18 protein-coding genes are annotated in these 17,921 nt (G+C 68.9%); 2 read left to right on the top strand and 16 right to left on the bottom strand.

Translation table 11 applies throughout. The features are described from left to right. Positions 1–19: 19 nt before the first annotated feature. From coaBC to BAY61_RS20050, 7 genes are all read right to left on the bottom strand, one after another. Positions 20–1,237 (bottom strand): bifunctional phosphopantothenoylcysteine decarboxylase/phosphopantothenate--cysteine ligase CoaBC, encoded by a 1,218-nt coding sequence (gene coaBC / locus BAY61_RS20020; RefSeq protein WP_091808483.1) that lies wholly within the window; start codon positions 1,235–1,237, stop codon positions 20–22. 198 nt (positions 1,238–1,435) lie between these two features. Beyond that, positions 1,436–1,711, bottom strand: a complete 276-nt coding sequence (rpoZ, locus tag BAY61_RS20025) for a DNA-directed RNA polymerase subunit omega (RefSeq protein WP_091808100.1) — start codon at positions 1,709–1,711, stop codon at positions 1,436–1,438. Continuing rightward, positions 1,708–2,322, bottom strand: coding sequence for a guanylate kinase (gene gmk / locus BAY61_RS20030; RefSeq protein ID WP_176879817.1), 615 nt, complete (start codon positions 2,320–2,322; stop codon positions 1,708–1,710). Before gmk ends, rpoZ begins: the two co-directional genes overlap by 4 nt. 50 nt (positions 2,323–2,372) lie before the next feature. Then, positions 2,373–2,690, bottom strand: a complete 318-nt coding sequence (gene mihF, locus BAY61_RS20035; protein ID WP_005437476.1) for an integration host factor, actinobacterial type — start codon at positions 2,688–2,690, stop codon at positions 2,373–2,375. 187 nt (positions 2,691–2,877) lie between these two features. Then, positions 2,878–5,112 carry a xanthine dehydrogenase family protein molybdopterin-binding subunit gene (locus tag BAY61_RS20040; RefSeq protein WP_091808096.1) on the bottom strand — a complete coding sequence of 745 codons (2,235 nt, stop codon included), beginning with the start codon at positions 5,110–5,112 and terminating at the stop codon, positions 2,878–2,880. Further along, the gene (locus tag BAY61_RS20045; RefSeq protein WP_091808094.1) at positions 5,112–6,095 is read right to left on the bottom strand and encodes an FAD binding domain-containing protein; all 984 of its coding nucleotides are present in this window, start codon (positions 6,093–6,095) and stop codon (positions 5,112–5,114) included. Before BAY61_RS20045 ends, BAY61_RS20040 begins: the two co-directional genes overlap by 1 nt. Next, on the bottom strand, positions 6,092–6,766 hold the full coding sequence (locus BAY61_RS20050; protein ID WP_338061484.1) for a (2Fe-2S)-binding protein: 675 nt from the start codon (positions 6,764–6,766) through the stop codon (positions 6,092–6,094). Before BAY61_RS20050 ends, BAY61_RS20045 begins: the two co-directional genes overlap by 4 nt. Positions 6,767–6,850: 84 nt before the next feature. On the opposite strand from BAY61_RS20050, the gene BAY61_RS20055 reads away from it, so the two are divergent. Next, a complete protein-coding gene (locus BAY61_RS20055; RefSeq protein WP_245865272.1) occupies positions 6,851–7,378 on the top strand; it encodes a MarR family winged helix-turn-helix transcriptional regulator in 528 nt (175 codons plus the stop codon). 10 nt (positions 7,379–7,388) lie between these two features. Here the strand turns inward: BAY61_RS20055 and pyrF are convergent, their stop codons facing one another. The 7 genes from pyrF to pyrR are packed head-to-tail and all read right to left on the bottom strand — an operon-like array spanning position 7,389 to position 15,991. Continuing rightward, positions 7,389–8,219, bottom strand: coding sequence for an orotidine-5'-phosphate decarboxylase (gene pyrF / locus BAY61_RS20060; RefSeq protein WP_091808091.1), 831 nt, complete (start codon positions 8,217–8,219; stop codon positions 7,389–7,391). Beyond that, the gene (carB, locus tag BAY61_RS20065) at positions 8,216–11,530 is read right to left on the bottom strand and encodes a carbamoyl-phosphate synthase large subunit (RefSeq protein ID WP_091808089.1); all 3,315 of its coding nucleotides are present in this window, start codon (positions 11,528–11,530) and stop codon (positions 8,216–8,218) included. Before carB ends, pyrF begins: the two co-directional genes overlap by 4 nt. Then, complete coding sequence (carA, locus tag BAY61_RS20070) at positions 11,523–12,650, bottom strand: glutamine-hydrolyzing carbamoyl-phosphate synthase small subunit (protein ID WP_091808087.1); 1,128 nt, start codon at positions 12,648–12,650, stop codon at positions 11,523–11,525. The genes carB and carA overlap by 8 nt, the downstream gene beginning before the upstream one ends. Then, a complete protein-coding gene (locus tag BAY61_RS20075; RefSeq protein WP_091808086.1) occupies positions 12,647–13,138 on the bottom strand; it encodes a PH-like domain-containing protein in 492 nt (163 codons plus the stop codon). Before BAY61_RS20075 ends, carA begins: the two co-directional genes overlap by 4 nt. Further along, the gene (locus BAY61_RS20080; protein ID WP_091808084.1) at positions 13,138–14,436 is read right to left on the bottom strand and encodes a dihydroorotase; all 1,299 of its coding nucleotides are present in this window, start codon (positions 14,434–14,436) and stop codon (positions 13,138–13,140) included. The genes BAY61_RS20075 and BAY61_RS20080 overlap by 1 nt, the downstream gene beginning before the upstream one ends. After that, positions 14,433–15,398 carry an aspartate carbamoyltransferase catalytic subunit gene (locus tag BAY61_RS20085; protein WP_091808082.1) on the bottom strand — a complete coding sequence of 322 codons (966 nt, stop codon included), beginning with the start codon at positions 15,396–15,398 and terminating at the stop codon, positions 14,433–14,435. The genes BAY61_RS20080 and BAY61_RS20085 overlap by 4 nt, the downstream gene beginning before the upstream one ends. After that, positions 15,398–15,991 carry a bifunctional pyr operon transcriptional regulator/uracil phosphoribosyltransferase PyrR gene (gene pyrR, locus BAY61_RS20090; protein ID WP_091808080.1) on the bottom strand — a complete coding sequence of 198 codons (594 nt, stop codon included), beginning with the start codon at positions 15,989–15,991 and terminating at the stop codon, positions 15,398–15,400. The genes BAY61_RS20085 and pyrR overlap by 1 nt, the downstream gene beginning before the upstream one ends. Positions 15,992–16,250: 259 nt before the next feature. Here pyrR and bldD point away from each other — a divergent pair, with 259 nt between their 5' ends. Then, positions 16,251–16,739, top strand: coding sequence for a transcriptional regulator BldD (bldD, locus tag BAY61_RS20095; RefSeq protein WP_020422358.1), 489 nt, complete (start codon positions 16,251–16,253; stop codon positions 16,737–16,739). A 93-nt stretch (positions 16,740–16,832) separates the two neighbouring features. Here the strand turns inward: bldD and nusB are convergent, their stop codons facing one another. Continuing rightward, entirely contained in the window at positions 16,833–17,282 is a 450-nt protein-coding gene (gene nusB, locus BAY61_RS20100) for a transcription antitermination factor NusB (protein ID WP_091808476.1), read from the bottom strand. Between the two features lie 8 nt (positions 17,283–17,290). Further along, positions 17,291–17,848 (bottom strand): elongation factor P, encoded by a 558-nt coding sequence (efp, locus tag BAY61_RS20105; protein WP_091808078.1) that lies wholly within the window; start codon positions 17,846–17,848, stop codon positions 17,291–17,293. Positions 17,849–17,921 lie beyond the last annotated feature (73 nt).

Genomic DNA, 17,921 nt, shown 5'->3' on the forward strand with positions numbered 1-17,921 from the left:
TGCGGAGATGTCGAAGAGCCTACTGGCCTTTGCCAGGGCGATGCAGTAGTCCGGTTACGGCGTCCCACACTGTGGCCGCGAGAAGCGCTTTGGCGCCGAGCGGGATGCGTTCGCGCAGCCCCTCCGCCGACAGCAGCCAGCCGGTGTTCTCCTCCATCTCGAAGGCCTTGCCCTCACCGACGGCGTTGACGACGAGCAGGTCGCAGCCCTTGCGCTTGAGTTTGGCCGTGGCATGGTCGAGCACGCTGCCGTCGGCGTCGCCGGTCTCGGCGGCGAAACCCACGATGACCTGGCCGGGAAGCCGTTGCCGGACGAGCCCTGCCAGTATGTCCGGGTTTCTGACGAGTTTGATGTCCGGATCGGGGTTGTCGTCCGACTTCTTGATCTTGTAGTCGGCGGTGTCGGCAGGCCGGAAATCCGCGACGGCGGCGGCCATGACGATCACGTCGGCGGTGCGCGCCGCGTCCTGGACCGCCTCACCGAGCTGGGCGGCGGTGGAAACGGGGCGGATGTCGACACCGGCCGGTTCGGCCAGTGCCTGGGTGTGCGCGGTGACGAGGGTGACGCGCGCACCGCGCTGCGCGGCGACCCTGGCGAGCGCGTAGCCCTGCTTTCCCGAGGAACGGTTGCCGAGATGGCGGACCGGATCGAGCGGTTCCCTCGTGCCTCCGGCCGAGATCACCACGTGCACGCCTTCGAGGTCGCGCGGCAGCGCATCGGCCCTCGCCAGCAGCAGCCTCGCGATGTCGACGATCTCGCGGGGATCGGCGAGCCTGCCCTTGCCGGTGTCGGCGCCGGTCAGTCTCCCGGCCGCGGGTTCGGCGACGAGCACTCCCCGTGAGCGCAGCAGTGCCACGTTGTCGCGGGTCGCCGCGTGCTCCCACATCTCGGTGTGCATGGCGGGAAAGAACGCGACGGGGCAGCGGGCCGTCAGCAGGGTACTGGTGAGCAGGTCGTCCGCCCTGCCATGGGCCGCCCTTGCCAGAAGATCGGCCGTCGCGGGAACGACGAGAACAAGGTCGGCTTCCTTGCCGATCCTGACGTGCTGGACGTCGGGAACCTCGGTGAAGACGCCGGTGTGCACGGGGTGACCGGACAATGCCTCGAACGTCGCGGCGCCGACGAAGTTCAGTGCCGCCTCCGTGGGCACGACGCGCACGTCGTGGCCCGTCTCGGTGAGACCGCGCAGCACCTCGCACGCCTTGTAGGCGGCGATACCGCCGCCTACGCCGAGCACGATCCTCGGCTTACCGGTGGCCTGTGCGCCCGGCACGGCTTGGCTCGATTCGGTCACGTCAGTCCGTTTCCGTTGCGCCAGGCCGCATTCCGCTCCCGACGGCCGTTGCGGTGGACGGTGACGACGGCTCGGGATCGCCGCACTCGGTGGGTGGCAAGGACGGCACGAAGCGGAGAGGCGGCCTGGCCGCCTCAGGCGTTATTCGCCCTCGGTGTGCTCAAGCAGTCCGGCGTGGATCTCGCGCAGCGCGATCGAGAGCGGCTTCTCCCTCGGGCCCGGCTCGACGAGCGGGCCGACGTACTCAAGCAGGCCCTCGCCGAGTTGCGCGTAGTAGTCGTTGATCTGGCGTGCGCGCTTGGCCGAATAGATCACCAGCGCGTACTTGGAGCTGACCTTCTCAAGGAGGTCGTCGATGGGGGGATTGGTGATGCCTTCGAGCTGCTCGCTCTGAGGACCCAGCGTAATCGCGGTCACTGACTGTGCTCCGAATCGTCAAAAACAGTGGTCTCGCCGGTTATCAAGTCTAGCAACTCACGTGCGGCGGTCTGCACGTCGGCGTTGACGACCCGCGCGTCGAACTCCCCAGCGGCCGCGAGTTCCCGTTCGGCCTCGCTCAGCCTGGCCTTCACGGCGTCGTCGGCTTCGGTGCCGCGGCCGGTCAGCCTGCCGACGAGCTCGCCCCATGACGGAGGCAGGAGCATCACCAGCCGTGCCTCCGGCATGGCCACGCGCACCTGCCTCGCGCCCTGGAGTTCGATTTCCAGCACCGCGGGCCTTCCGGCCCGCAGCGCCGCCTCGACCGGCTCGCGTGGAGTGCCGTAGCAGTTGCCGGCGAACTCCGCGTGTTCGAGAAGTTCGCCGTCGGCCACCATGGCGTCGAATGTCGCGCGGTCGACGAAGTGGTAGTGCTCGCCGTCCACCTCGCCCTCCCGGGGCTGACGGGTGGTGACGGAAACACTGAAATAGAGGCCGGGGTGAAGTTCGCGCAGCGCACTGACCACGCTCGACTTACCCACCCCGGAAGGTCCCGACACGACGGTGAGCCGGGGCCGGGAGGAACCCGGCACCGACCCACCGTTCGTCATGTGGCCGCCGCGTGCGCCGGCCTCGATCGAGCCGCCGTTGTGCCGCTCGCTCACTCGCCGCTGAACTCGGCCAGCAGCGCCTTGCGCTGCCGGTCACCGAGGCCGCGCAGCCGACGGCTGGTAGCGATCTCAAGCCGCTCCATCGTCTGCTGCGCACGCACCTTGCCCACGCCCGGCAGAGCCTCCAGCAGTGCGGAGACCTTCATCTTGCCAAGGACCTCGTCCTCGTCGGCCTGCTTGAGCACGTCGGCGAGAGTCGTGCCGCCACGCTTGAGCCGTTCCTTGAGCTCCGCGCGGGCGCGACGGGCAGCGGCGGCCTTCTCCAGCGCCGCAGCACGCTGTTCCTCGGTGAGCTGGGGAAGTGCCACGTTTTCCTCCGGTATTACTCAAAATTCTGGGTGGGTGTGGCGACCGTACCCACCCTGGACCTCGGCCCACAATGCGGGGTAGCCGCTCGCCGGAACGCGCCGACCGCCTCAGATGTGCCTCGGACGGCCCCGCGCCCAGCCCGTTACCGCCACGGCTCACCGTGGCACGGGCCAAGTCAGACCCTACTCACAAAAGCTTCTCCGGTGTCAGTGGCAAGTGCCTGATCCTTGTTCCGGTGGCGTGGAAAACGGCGTTGGCGATGGCCGGCGCGACGCCGATCGAGCAGATCTCGCCGAGTCCCTTCGCACCGACCGGATGGGCGTTGACCTCCGCTTTGTCCACGAAAAGCGCCCTGACGTCGCCGATGTCGGCGTGCACTGGCACGTGGTAGTCGGTGAGCGCGGAGTTGGTGAACCGGCCGGAAACCGGGTCCTGGTCCAGTTTTTCCATCAGCGCACCGCCCATCGCGAAGATCATGCCGCCGCGGGCCTGGTTGGCCGCCGTCGCGCGGTTGAGGACCCTGCCGCAATCGAACACCCCGATGTGCCGCACCACACGCACTCGTGGAAGATCAACATCTATGCGGACCTCGGTGAAATGCGCGGCGAAGGTGGCGAGGGCGAACGGTTCCTCCCCCGAGGCCGGCGGTATGTGCCTGCCTTGGTCGGCGAGCACGCCGATACCGTGCCTCGTGAGCAGTTCGGCGTACGTCTCGCCGCGACGTGGCTCCGCACGCGCGAACATCCTGCCGTTCTCGACGGCGACCGCGTCCTGCTCGACCCCGTGCAAGGGAGACCGGGGATCCGTGACGGCAAGCCGGATCGCGGCGGCCCTGACCTTGCCCGCGGCGTCCTGCACGGCGCTGCCGGTACTTCCCGACGTCATCGAGCCGAACGTGGGCGCGCCCGGCGGCAAATCGCTGTCACCAGCCGAAATCCGCACCCGCTCCGGAGCCATTCCCAGCCCCGAAGCGGCGATCTGGACCATCGTTGTCAGCGAGCCGCCGCCGATCTCCTGCGTCGCCGTCAGCACCTCCGCTCCCCCGTCGGCGGCAAGGCGCACGGCGGCGACGGCGGGCGCCGAATGCTCGGCCCTGATCGCGACGGCCATGCCGTAACCGACGAGTTCCCCGCCGTCCCGCATGCTGCCGGGACGGGCATTCCGTGCGCCCCAGCCGAATTCCCTCGCACCGATGTCGAGGCATTCGAGTAACCTGTTGCCGCCCCACGGTTTTCCGGTATGCGGGTGCGCACCGGAGGCAACGTTGCGCCTTCGCAGTTCGACCGGATCGATTCCGACGCGGTACGCCAGTTCGTCCATGGCGCACTCGGTCGCGAACTGGCCAGGGGTGTCGCCCGGTGTCCGCATGGCGCCGGAGGTGCCGATGTTGACCTTGGCGACCTTTGCCGTAGCCAGCAGGTTCGGCACCGCGTACAGCGCGGGTGTCGACTGGATCGCCGGTTCGGCCCTGTCGTCGGTCGGCGAGGTGGGGTTGACGGTGTGATGTTCGATCACCAGCAGTTTCCCCGCCCCGTCCGCGCCGAGGCGGACCCTGTGCACAAGCTCCGGCATGTGCCCCGTGCCCGTGAAGACCTGCTTGCGCGTCAGCGTCAGCCGCACCGGCCGGTGCACCATCATCGACGCGAGCGGAGCCAGCAGGGTGTGCGCCCACAGGTAGGACTTGTTGCCGAAGCCGCCGCCGACGAGCGACGAGATCAGCCGGACGCTGCTCTCCGGAAGCCCGAAGGCCGTGGCGATCACCGGCCGGTGCGCGACCACCGACTGGGTCGAGTCGTGCACGATCAGCGTGCCGCTCTCCCACCTCGCGAGCGTGACGGAGGGTTCCATCGGAGCGTGCGACAACGCCGAGGTGCGGTAGTCCGCCTCGACGGTCACCGGGGTTCTCCTCGCGACCGAGCCTCGCTCGTAGTGCACCGGAAACCGGTCTGTGTAGGGGCCTTGCGGCACGTAGGCATCGGGAAGGCCCGCGTCGAGGTCCGGAACCGGCCGCCTCCGCTCGTAATCGACGCGCACCAGACTCGCGCCGTACTCGGCCTGCTCCAGGGTTTCGGCCACGACGACGCCGATGCACTGGTTGCCGAAGTGGATCACGTCGTCGGTGAGCGGCAGCCTGCTCTCGGCGAGGTAGGGGATCGTGGGAACCCCTTTCCACGCGGGCCGGTTGCGGTGGGTGATCACGGCGAGCACGCCCGGCGCGTCCAGCGCCCGCCTGCTGTCGATCCCGCGCACCCTTCCCGCCGAGATGGCGCTCGTGACGAGTACCGCGTGCGCGACCCCCTGCTGCCGCACGTCGCCGGTGTACACGGCCTTTCCGGTGACCTTGTCCCTGCCTTCGACCCTGCGCAGCGGGGCGCCGATCGGTTCGCTCCACTCGGTTCGCGTCTCGGCTGTGGTGTCCATCAGCGCTGCCCCAGTTCCGTCAGTGCCCTGCGCACGACCCTGCGCACGAGTTCGACCTTGTGCTCGTTGTCCTTGCCTGGCCGCGCGCCCTCGGTGGCCGCCTTCGCCGCGGCGTCGATCACCTCGGCGGTGGGGCGCTTGCCGGTCAGTACCCGCTCGGCGGCAACCGCGCGCCACGGCGCGGGAGCGACACCGCCGAGCGCTACCCGCGCCGTCCGTACCGCCCCTCCCCGGATGTCGAGGGCGACGGCCGCGGAGACGAGCGCGAAGGCGAACGAGGCCCTGTCCCTGAACTTGAGGTAATGCGAGTGCCCGCTGTGTGCCCGCGCGGGCAGTTCGATGGCGGTGATGAGCTCGCCGGGGCGCAGCGTCGTCTCCCGGTGCGGGGTGTCGCCAGGCAGCAGGTGGAACTCGTCCATGGGGATCTCCCTGCTCCCCCGCTGGCTCTGGGCGATCACGACGGCGTCGACGGCTCTCAGCGCGACGGCGAGGTCGGAGGGATGCACCGCCGTGCACGAGGACGACGTACCGAAGATCGCCTGACCGCTCCCGTCACCTTCGATCGCCGAGCAGCCGCTGCCAGGTGCTCTCTTGTTGCAGGCGAATTCGGGCAGCCGGAAGTAGCGGCATCTGGTGCGCTGCGAGATGTTGCCCCCGAGGGTGGCCATGCCGCGGATCTGCGCCGAGGCTCCCGCCCGCAGCGCCTCGGTGACCACCGGGTACTCCCTGGCAAGCCTGCTGTCGGCGACGGCGTTGGAGTACAGCGCGCCGATGCGCACGCCGCCGTCGCGGCGCCATTCGATCCGGTCGAGCCCGAGCAGGGAGACGTCGACGAGGCGGTGGGGCGTGGCGACCCCGTCCCTGAGCAAGGTGACGAGGTCGGTGCCGCCCGCGATGACCGTCGCGTCTTTCTCGCGGTGCAGGATCCGGACGGCTTCGGCGACCGACCTCGGCCGGTCGAGGTGGAAAGTCTCCACGGTCACTTCCCTCCTCGCGCGGCACGGACCGCGGCGTTGATGTTCGGGTATGCGGCGCAGCGGCACAGGTTGCCGCTCATCTCCTCCGCGATGTCCTCGTCGGGGACGTCGGGTCGTTCGGCGAGCAGCCCCGCCGCCGACATGATCTGACCGGAGGTGCAGAACCCGCACTGGAATCCGTCGTGTTCGAGGAAGGCCCGCTGCACGGGATGCAACCCTTCGCCGCCGCCGAGCCTTTCCAGGCCCTCGATGGTGGTGACCTCGGCGCCTTCGTGCCGGGCCGCGATCGTCAGGCAGGACAGCGTCCTTCGCCCGTCGACGAGCACGGTGCAGGCGCCGCAGGCACCCTGGTTGCAGCCCTTCTTGGTGCCGGTGAGACCGATCCGGTCGCGCACCGCGTCCAGCAGGCTCGCGCGCACGTCCAGGTCGAGGGTGCGCGTCCTGCCGTTGACGCTCAGCGTCAGCCGCCTCGTCGGTGGAGGTGGCGGGGCCGCCGCGGCATCGGTCGCGGCGGCAGGCGGCGCGCCGACCGTCCTGAGCATGCTCGCGCCCGCGATGCCCGCTCCCGCGGCGGCGCCGCGGACCAGAAACGTCCGCCGCGAACTGCCTCCGGCAGCACCGCCGGGATCATCCGGCTTGTCCGGATCATGGGAAACGGAACGCTTTCTCAAACCCACCTCGACCACACCTTCCACCAGTAGACAGACGAAGATAAGAACTCTGTCATTCAGCAGTCTGCTGGCTATCGGTAAAATTCGAGTGTGACGAGAAAGCCGCCGGAGAGCCCCACGACGCCAGTGACGTCCCTGCCAGCGCACGAGCGGGTCGGGCACCACGTGAAGCGCGTCGAACAGGAACTGATGGCGCTCAAACACGCCGCGCTGAAACCCTCGGGACTCACGGTGCCGCAGTACTCGGCACTGGCGACCACGGCGATGCACCCCGGGGTGTCAGCGGCGGCGCTGGCCCGCCTCGCGCTCGTCACGCCGCAGACCATGGCCACCACGCTGGCCAACCTGGAAGCAAAGGGGCTCATCAGCAGAGCGCGCGACCCCTACCATCTCAACGCGCGGCAGATCGAGCTCACCGAACCGGGCTGGGCGACGCTGCGCCAGGCCGACGCCGCCGCCGTCGCGATCGAGCGCAGGCTCGGCGACACGTTCACCGAAACGGAACGCGCGACGCTGCTCGACCTGCTCGCCCGGTGCTCGCGGACGTTGCACGAGGAGGCAGCGCACGTATCGGGTGGCAGCGCGGCGCTGGCGCCGTTCAAACAACCCGCGCGGTAACCCGGCGCTTTCAGCGCGCCAGCACGGCGACCGTCTCCCGCACGCGCAGGACCGCCTCGCGCAGCGCGGCCGGATCGGGACCGTGCTTGAGCAGATCACGCGACGACGCGGGAAGAACCGAAGCGGTGTCCGGCCCGAACACCTTCACGAGGTCGTCGGCCGTCGCGCCCTGCGCGCCGAAACCAGGCGCGAGGACGGGACCGTTCAGCGCGGTGAGATCCAGTTCGCCTGGCCGGATGGTGGCACCGACGACGACGCCGACCCCGCCCATCGGTGTCGCTCCCGCATTGCGCGCGGCCGCCTCGTCCACCATCGCCTGCGCGACGGACCTCCCCGAGGTGAGCGCGCCCTGCACCTGTCCTCCGTCGGGATTCGAGGTGCGGGCCAGCACGAACAACCCCCTCCCGCTCGCCTGAGCCGCCGCGAGCGCCGGTTCCAGCGCGCCGAAGCCCAGGTAGGGCGACACCGTGATGGCGTCGGCTGCCAACGGCGCGGCGTCGGTCAGGTAGGCCGAGGTGTACGCGGCCATCGTCGAGCCGATGTCGCCTCGCTTGACGTCGAGCAGCACCAGGGCCCCCGCCTGCCTCGCGAGCACCAGCACCCGCTCCAGCACCGCGATCCCGGCCGAGCCGTACGCCTCGAAAAACGCCGACTGCGGCTTGAGCACGGCCACGTGCTCGGCAAGTACCTCGGTCGCCGACAACGCGAACCGCTCAAGCCCCGCCGCGTCGGCGGTGAGCCCCCACGCCGAGAGCAGACCCGGATGCGGGTCGATTCCCGCGCACAGCGGCCCGCGGTCGGCGACCGCCGACGCGAGCCGCTGCCCGAACGGAACCGTCATGCCTTCGCCCGCAGCGCCGCCTGCAAGTCCTGGAGCGACCGGACCCCGATGTCGCCTCGGATGAGTGCCTCGATGCCGTGCACGGCCGCCGCCGCGCCCTGCACCGTCGTAACGCAAGGGATTCCCCTCGACACGGCGGCCGTCCTGATCTCGTAGCCGTCGATACGGGGACCGCTGTTGCCGTACGGCGTGTTGATCACCATGTCGACGCCGCCGTCGAGGATGACCTCGACGATGTTGGGTTCGGCCTCACCACTGCCCTGGTAGTGCTTGCGCACCTCGGTGCACGGAACTCCGTTGCGCCGCAACACCTCCGCCGTTCCCGACGTCGCCAGCACCTCGAACCCGAGATCGGCGAGCCGCTTGACGGGGAAGACGAGCGAGCGCTTGTCGCGGTTGGCGACGGAGACGAAGACCTTGCCCTTCGTCGGCAGCGAACCGTAGGCGCCGGCCTGCGACTTGGCGAACGCCTTGCCGAAGGACACGTCGACGCCCATGACCTCGCCGGTGGACTTCATCTCCGGTCCCAGCAACGAGTCGACGCCCTGCCCCTCGGGAGTGCGGAACCGGTGGAACGGAAGCACCGCCTCCTTGACCGCGACGGGCGCGTCGACCGGAAGGTGGCCGCCGTCGCCTTCGGCGGGCAGCACACCCCTCTCCCGCAGATCCTTCACCGAGGAGCCGGTCATGATCAGCGCGGCGGCCTTGGCCAGCGGGACCGCCGTCGCCTTCGACACGAACGGCACCGTGCGCGAAGCCCTCGGGTTCGCCTCAAGCACGTACAGCACGTCGTCTTTCAGCGCGTACTGCACATTGAGCAGGCCGCGCACCCCGACACCGCGCGCGATGGCCTCCGTGCACCGGCGCACCTCGTCGAGATCGGTGCGGCCGAGCGTGATGGGCGGCAGCGCGCACGCCGAATCACCGGAGTGGATACCGGCTTCCTCGATGTGTTCCATGACGCCGCCGAGGAACAACTCCTCGCCGTCGAACAGCGCGTCGACGTCGATCTCGATGGCGTCGTCGAGGAACCGGTCCACCAGCACCGGATGCTCCGGCGTGACCTCGGTGGCCCGCTGGATGTACCCGGCCAGCGACGCCTCGTCGTACACGATCTCCATGCCCCGCCCGCCGAGTACATACGACGGCCTGACCAGCACCGGGTAACCGATCTCGTCGGCGATGCGCTTGGCGCCCTCGAACGAGGTCGCTGTGCCGTAGCGAGGCGCGGGAAGACCGGCCTCGGTCAGCACGTCACCGAAGGCACCCCTGTCCTCGGCGAGGTGGATGGCCTGCGGAGGCGTGCCCACCACGGGCACGCCCGCGTCGGCGAGGCGCTGAGCCAGTCCGAGCGGGGTCTGCCCGCCGAGCTGCACGATGACACCGGCGACGGTGCCCGACTGCTGCTCCGCGTGCACGACCTCCAGTACGTCCTCGAAAGTCAGCGGCTCGAAGTACAACCGGTCGGAGGTGTCGTAGTCGGTGGAGACGGTCTCCGGATTGCAGTTGACCATCACCGCCTCGAAACCCGCCTCACGCAGGGCGAGCGCGGCGTGCACGCACGAGTAGTCGAACTCGATGCCCTGCCCGATGCGGTTGGGCCCCGATCCGAGGATCAGCACCTTCGGCTTCTCGGGCTGGGCGGTCACCTCCGACTCGGCCGCGGGATCCAGTTCGTAGGCCGAGTAGTGATACGGCGTGCGGGCCTCGAACTCGGCCGCGCACGTGTCGACGGTCTTGAAGACCGGGTGCACGCCGAGCCGGTGGCGCAGCGTCCGCACCCCGTCCTCACCGGCGAGTTCCGGCCGTAGCGCGGCGATCTGCCGGTCGGAAAGACCGGTGCGCTTGGCTCTGCGCAGCAGCGAGGCGTCCAGTACCGGCGATTCCCGCACCTCGGCACCGACCTCGCCGATGAGCGCGATCTGGTCGATGAACCACGGGTCGACGCCACTGGCCTCGTGCACCTGCTCGACGGTGGCGCCAAGGCGCAGCGCGCGCTCGATCGCGTAAAGCCTCCCGTCGTGCGGGGTCCGCAGTTCGGCGAGCGTCGACTCCAGCGTCGCGCCGGCGGGATCCTCGCGCGTCCAGAAACCGACGGCCTTCGTCTCGACGGAACGCAGCGCCTTGCCCAGCGCCTCGGGGAAGCTCCTGCCGAGCGACATGGCCTCGCCGACGCTCTTCATCGTCGTGGTGAGAGTCGGGTCCGCACCGGCGAACTTCTCGAAGGCGAACCTCGGCACCTTCACCACGACGTAGTCCAGCGTCGGCTCGAAGCTGGCCGGGGTCTCGCCGGTGATGTCGTTGCTGATCTCGTCGAGCGTGTAGCCGATGGCGAGCTTCGCGGCGATCTTGGCGATGGGGAACCCGGTCGCCTTCGAGGCCAGCGCCGAGGACCGCGACACCCTGGGGTTCATCTCGATCACAACGAGGCGGCCGTCGGCCGGATTGACGGCGAACTGGATGTTGCAGCCACCCGTGTCGACGCCCACCTCGCGCAGCACGTCGATGCCGACGTCGCGCATGTGCTGGTACTCGCGGTCGGTCAGGGTCATCGCGGGCGCGACGGTCACCGAGTCGCCGGTGTGCACGCCCATCGCGTCGACGTTCTCGATCGAGCAGACCACCACCACGTTGTCGTGCCGGTCGCGCATCAGTTCGAGCTCGTATTCCTTCCAGCCGAGCACGCTCTCCTCGACAAGCACCTCGGTGACCGGGCTCTCCTCAAGCCCGAACGAGGCCAGCCGCTCTAGTTCCTCGTCGGTGTGCGCCATGCCGGAGCCGAGTCCGCCCATCGTGAACGACGGCCGGATGACGACGGGAAGGCCGACCTCGGCGACGGTGGCCCTGACCTCGTCCATGGAGTGGCACACCGCGCTGCGCGGGACGTCGCCACCGATGGTGCGCACGATGTCCTTGAACTTCTGCCGGTCCTCGCCACGCTGGATCGCGTCGATGTCGGCGCCGATCAGCTCGACGCCGTACTTCTCGAGCACTCCCCGCTCGTGCAGGGCCACCGCGCAGTTCAGCGCCGTCTGCCCGCCGAGGGTGGCCAGCACCGCGTCCGGCCGCTCACGCGCGATGACCTTCTCGACGAACTCCGGTGTCACCGGCTCGATGTAGGTCGCGTCGGCGAACTCGGGGTCGGTCATGATCGTCGCCGGGTTGGAGTTGACGAGGCTGACGCGAAGGCCCTCCTCCTTCAGCACCCGGCACGCCTGCGTGCCCGAGTAGTCGAACTCGGCGGCCTGTCCGATGACGATCGGACCGGAACCGATGACGAGGACATGCTCGATGTCGGTGCGTTTAGGCATTCTTCGTCTCCATCAAGCCGACGAACTCGTCGAAGAGCGGGTTGGCGTCGTGCGGGCCGGCGGCGGCTTCGGGGTGGTACTGCACGGAAAAGGCGGGAACGTCCTGGCAGCGAAGGCCCTCGACGGTGCCGTCGTTGGCGCAGTAGTGACTCACGATCGCGGCGCCGAAGGGCGATTCGAACCGCTGGCCCGGCTCACCTTCCAGCGCGAACCCGTGGTTCTGCGCGGTGATGGCGACCCTGCCGGTCGCCGTGTCGAGCACGGGAACGTTGATCCCCCTGTGCCCGAAGCGCATCTTGTAGGTGCCGAGCCCCAGTGCCCTGCCGAGGATCTGGTTGCCGAAGCAGATGCCGAACAGCGGGATCTCCCTGGCGAGCGTGGCCGAGGTCAGTTCGATCGCGTGCCGCTGCGTCTCGGGGTCGCCCGGCCCGTTGGAGAGGAACACGCCGTCCGGTTCGACGGCGAGCACGTCGTCCATGCTGCTCGTCGCGGGCAGGACGTGGACCTCGATGCCCCGCTTGGCCAGCTGCCTCGGCGTGTTGGCCTTGATGCCGAGATCGAGCGCCGCCACCCGGTACAGCCGCTGTCCTTCCGCGGGAACCACGTAGGGCTTGCTCGTGGTCACCTCGCCCGCGAGATCGGCACCCTTCATCGCCGGGCTCGCCAGCACGGTGTCCAGCAGCTCCTCGACCGGCGCGAGCGCGTCGCCGGAGAACACGCCTGCGCGCATCGCCCCGTGCTCCCTCAGGTGCCTGGTCAGCGTGCGGGTATCCACCTCGGCGATACCGACGATGCCCTGCTCGCGCAGTTCGTCGTCGAGCGAGCGGGTCGCCCTCCAGTTCGATGGCGTCCTCGCCGGATCGCGCACGACGTAACCGGCGACCCAGATGCGCGAGGACTCGTCGTCCTCGTCGTTCCAGCCGGTGTTGCCGATCTGCGGCGCCGTCTGCACCACGATCTGCTTGCGGTACGAGGGATCGGTCAGCGTTTCCTGGTAGCCGGTCATGCCGGTGCAGAACACGGCTTCGCCGAGTGAGGTTCCCCTCGCACCGTACGCGGCTCCCCGGAAGACCCTGCCGTCCTCAAGCACGAGCGCCGCCGGTGTCCTGGTGCCGCTCATACCTGAGCACCTCCCTTGACCTCTTCGATCCACTGTGGATATTCACCGAGGTCGTCGCCCCGGAATCCGGTGTCCAGCTCGACATCGCCGAGCCGCCACGTCAACACGAGCAGGCTGTCCGTGCCCATGACCTTGCCAGCCATCCCCTTCGCGGTCTTCAATTCCACAATGGACTCCCGGGGAATCCAGAATCCCTTCGCCCCGGCGCGATCCACCTCGATACCGTCGTCGAACAACCGCAGTTCGGCAGGCCCCCGCATGCCGACTCCCCTGGTGACGACGCGTTGCTGCCAGTGCCCGGCGTTGGTCGTCGCCACATAGAGCCCCTTGGTGGTCATCACCGGCTCACCGGTGACCTCCGGCACCTCGGGGAACGGCGGAATACGCACGCTCTGCGCGATGGCCTGACGTCGCCAGCCCTTCCACATGCCGTAGACGGCCAGCGCGAAAAACGCCGCGACCAAAAGCGAAAGCAGAAGCCTATCCATTACCCAATCTTCCCTTCGCGCGCCGTGATCCGCCCACGCAGCAGCGTGGCGCTCACCACGGCGGGCAATCGCATCCCCTCATACGGAGTGTTGGCCGAAATACTCGCCAGTTCCGGCCCGTGCACCGTCCACTCGGCGTCCGGGTCGACCAGCGCGAGGTTGGCGGGCTCGCCGACCTCAAGGGGCCTTCCCTGATCGGGAAGCCCCGCGATCTCGGCCGGTCGTTCGCTCATGACCCTCGCCACGCCGCGCCAGTCGAGCAATCCTGTGCGCACCATTGTCGCCACCACGATCGACAGCGCGGTCTGCAAGCCCAGCATGCCGGGTCGCGCCGCGGCCCACTCGCAGTCCTTGTCCTGCTCCGCGTGCGGCGCATGGTCGGTGGCCACACAGTCGATGACCCCTTCGGCCAGCGCCACGCGCATGCGCTCGACGTCGGCCTCGGCGCGAAGCGGCGGGTTCACCTTGTTGACGGGGTCGAAGCTAGCGAGCCGTTCGTCGGTCAGCAGCAGGTGGTGCGGCGTCACCTCGGCCGACACCGCGATTCCGAGCCCCTTCGCCCAGCCGAGCACGTCCACGGTTCCCGTCGTCGAGACGTGACACACGTGCAGCCGGGCACCCGCGTGCCGGGCCAGCACGCAGTCGCGCGCGACGATCGACTCCTCGGCCGAGGCAGGCCAGCCCGCGTACCCGAGCCTCGCGGCGCGCTCACCCTCGTGGGCCTGCGCGCCGCTGGTCAGCCTCGGCTCCTCCGCGTGCTGGGCGACGAGGACACCCAGCGCCGTCGAATACTCCAGCGCCCTGCGCATCAACAGCGGATCGGCGACGCAGTGCCCGTCGTCGGAGAACACCCGCACCCCCGCGGCGGAGCCCGCCATGGTGCCCATCTCGGCGAGCCGCTTGCCTTCGAGCCCGACGGTCACCGCGCCCACGGGGTGCACGTCGACGAGCCCGGTTTCCCTTCCCCTTCGCCACACGTGTTCGACCACGACCGCGTTGTCCGCGACCGGATCGGTGTTGGCCATGGCGAAGACCGCGGTGTAGCCACCTATGGCGGCCGCGGCCGAGCCGCTTTCGATCGTCTCGGTGTCCTCCCTGCCAGGTTCCCTCAGGTGGGTGTGCAGGTCGACGAAGCCGGGCAGCAGCACCATGCCATCGGCTTCGATCACCTCGGCCGCGTCACCGGCGCCGAGCGAGCCCCGCTCGCCGATCTCGGCAATGACGCCGTCGGCGACGAGCACGTCGACCGGATCGCCCTCGCCGTAGCGAAGGGCCCCCCTGATGACGACCTCGTTCACTTGCCCTCCTCGCTGTGCCGGTCCTGCTCGTGCTGCTCGTGTTCCTGCCCCGCGAGCAGGTGGTACAGCACGGCCATCCGGACGTGCACCCCGTTGCGCACCTGTTCGGTGATCGCCGATCGCGGCGAGTCGGCGACGGCGGAGCCGATCTCCATACCGCGCAGCATCGGGCCTGGGTGCAGCACGACGGCGTTCTCCGGCAGCAGCTTCGCTCGCTTCTCGTTGAGGCCGTAGGCGATGGAGTACTCGCGCGCGGAGGGGAAGAAACCGCCGTGCATGCGTTCGGCCTGCACCCTGAGCATCATCACCGCGTCGACGGCTGGCAGTTCGGCGTCCAGCTCGTGCGAGACGGTCACCGGCCATGCCCTCACCCCGACCGGAAGCAGAGTCGGCGGGGCCACGAGAACCACCTCGGCGCCGAGCGAGGCGAGCAGGTGCACATTGGATCTCGCGACCCTGCTGTGCAGCACGTCGCCGACGATCGCGACCCTTCTGCCGTCCAGCGTGCCGAGCCGCTCCCGCAGCGTCGCCGCGTCGAGCAGCGCCTGCGTCGGGTGCTCGTGCGTACCGTCACCCGCGTTGACGACCGCGGTTCCGGCCTCGTCGAGCCAGCCCGCGAGCCGGTGGGCCGCGCCGGTCGCGGGGTGCCTGACGATCACGCAGTCGGCACCCGCCGCCGACAGCGTCAGCGCGGTGTCGCGCAGCGACTCCCCCTTGCCAACCGAGGAACCGCTGGCCGAGACGTTGATCACGTCGGCACTCATCCACTTTCCCGCGATCTCGAACGAGACCCTGGTGCGGGTGGAATTCTCGTAGAACATCGTGATGACGGTCCGGCCGCGCAGCGTCGGCAGCTTGCGCACCTCCCTGCCGAGCAGGGTGCGCTTGAGCTCGTCGGCGGTGTCGAGTATCGCGGTGGCACTCTCGGCGCTCAGGCCGTCCGTCGTCAGCAGGTGCCTCATCACTCGCCCTCCCGCCGGGGCCCGCTCAACAGCACGGCGTCGCGATCGTCGACCTCGGCCAGCAGCACCGACACGTCCTCCGAACGCGAGGTCGGCACGTTCTTGCCCACGTAGTCGGCCCTGATCGGCAGCTCGCGGTGCCCCCTGTCCACCAGGACCGCGAGCTGGACCGACCTCGGCCGTCCGTTGTCGCGAAGGGCATCCAGGGCCGCGCGGATCGTGCGGCCGGAGAACAACACGTCGTCGACGAGAATCACGACCCTGTCCTCGATGCCGCCGTCGGGAATCCGGGTCTGCTCAAGCGGCCTCGTCGGCTTCCTGCGCAGATCGTCTCTGTACAACGTGATGTCGAGCGCACCGGCCGGCACGGCGATTCCGGCGAACTCGCCGATTCTCGCGGCCAATCTGCGGGCGAGCGGCGTACCTCTGGTCGGGATCCCCAGCAACACGGGTGGAGTCTCGTCCCCAGCACCCAGCGCGGTTTTTTCGATGACCTGATGGGCCATTCGGGCGATGGTTCGCGCGACGTCCCCAGCCGAGAGCAGCTCGCGCTCAGCGGCCGAATCCGTCGCGCCACGTGGACGTGGCGCCACGAAGACCTCCTTCCCCGCCTCACGGGACGGGTCCTTAAAGGATGTCGGCACCCCAGGTCTACGCGGGGAACCGTTCCGACCGTAGCAGGTCACAGGGCTAAGCCTTACGGGTGGTGCGGTCCTGGCGGGTCACTCCGCCCAGTGATGATCTGCTTGACCTGGTGACGACAACGAGTAACCATTACTCTGAGTATTCGACTCAGGAATTCCCTGTCGGTCATCCGGGCCGCATCGGGGCGAGGAAACGGAGAACCACCAAATGGGCGATTACGCCAAGGCGCTCGGGGCCAAGCTCCGCGGAATCCGCCAGCAACAGGGTCTTTCCCTGCATGGGGTCGAGCAGAAGTCCGGCGGCCGCTGGAAGGCCGTCGTCGTCGGCTCCTACGAGCGGGGCGACCGTGCGGTCACCGTTCAGAAGCTGGCCGAGCTCGCCGATTTCTACGGTGTCCCCGTGGTCGAGCTGCTGCCTGAGGGCCGGGTGCCCTCTGGAGCCGAGCCCGCCACGAAAATTGTGATCAATCTCGAACGGCTCCAGCAACTGCCTGCCGAGAAGGTCGGGCCGCTCGCGCGCTACGCGGCGACCATCCAGAGCCAGCGCGGCGACTACAACGGCAAGGTGCTCTCCATCCGCACCGAGGACCTGCGTTCGCTGGCGATCATCTACGACATGACCCCTGGTGAGCTCACCGAGCAGCTCATCGACTGGGGCGTGCTGCCGCCCGAAGCCCGGCCTGCCAAGGAAGACTGATCGCCGCCACGCGGTCGTGAGTGCCCGCCGGCCCAGCCGGCTGCCCACTCACGACCCGGCGGCGGTCGATCGTGACGAAATGAACAACGAGAGCTACAGAACAGCACGCAAGCGATCGGCGATGTTGCCGATCCGGCCGAGTACCCCGTTGACGAACCGGGGTGAATCGTCGGTGGAGAGCTCCTTCGCGAGCCCCACCGCCTCGTCGATGGCGACGGGGTCCGGCACGTCGTGCGCCCACAGCATTTCGTAGACACCGATGCGCAGGATCGCGAGATCCACCGGCGGCATCCGGCTCAGCGTCCAGCCCTGCGAGTGTTCGGCCAGAAGTTCGTCGACGCGCTCCAACTGCGCGCTGACGCCCTCGATCAAGGTGATCGTGTAGTCGTTCACCGGCTCGACAGCGGGCGAGCCGACCCGTTCCCGCAGCAACTCGACCGGGGTGGCCGAGCGCTGCGCGGCCTCGTAGAGGAATTCCACCGCGCGACGGCGGGAAGCGCGGCGACTCGTCGAGCCGCCGCGGCGGGGTGCTGGCGCGTCCACCGAAGCTCTCACGCCCGGCCGAGGTAGCGGCCGTCGCGGGTGTCGACCTTGACCTTCTCGCCGCTGCTGACGAACAGCGGTACCTGGATCTCGGCTCCGGTCTCCAGCGTCGCGGGCTTGGTGCCGCCGGTGGACCGGTCACCCTGCAGACCGGGGTCGGTGTGCTTGATGACCAGCTCGATCGAGGTCGGCAGCTCCACGTACAGCGGGACGCCCTCGTGCGTCGCGACCTGGACCTCGGTGTTCTCCAGCAGATATCCGGCGCCGTCACCGACGATCTCGGTGCTGACGTTGATCTGCTCGAACGTCTCCGAGTCCATGAACACGAAGTCGGTGCCGTCGTTGTACAGGTAGGTCATCTGCCGACGGTCGACGGTCGCGGTCTCGACCTTCGTACCGGCGTTGAAGGTCTTGTCCACCACCTTGCCGGAGAGCACGTGCTTGAGCGTCGTCCGCACGAACGCCCCGCCTTTGCCTGGCTTGACGTGCTGGAAGTTCACGACGGACCAGAGCTGGCCGTCGAGGTTGAGGACCAGGCCGTTCTTCAGGTCGTTGGTGGTGGCCACTGAGTGAGTTCTCCTGTGTCGGGTCGGCCGCGTAGTGAACGGCCCCGGATCGTTGGTGGTGCTCGGGCCGAGG

This window comes from Prauserella marina (genome assembly GCF_002240355.1).
In the GTDB taxonomy this organism is placed as follows: Bacteria; Actinomycetota; Actinomycetes; order Mycobacteriales; family Pseudonocardiaceae; genus Prauserella_A; species Prauserella_A marina.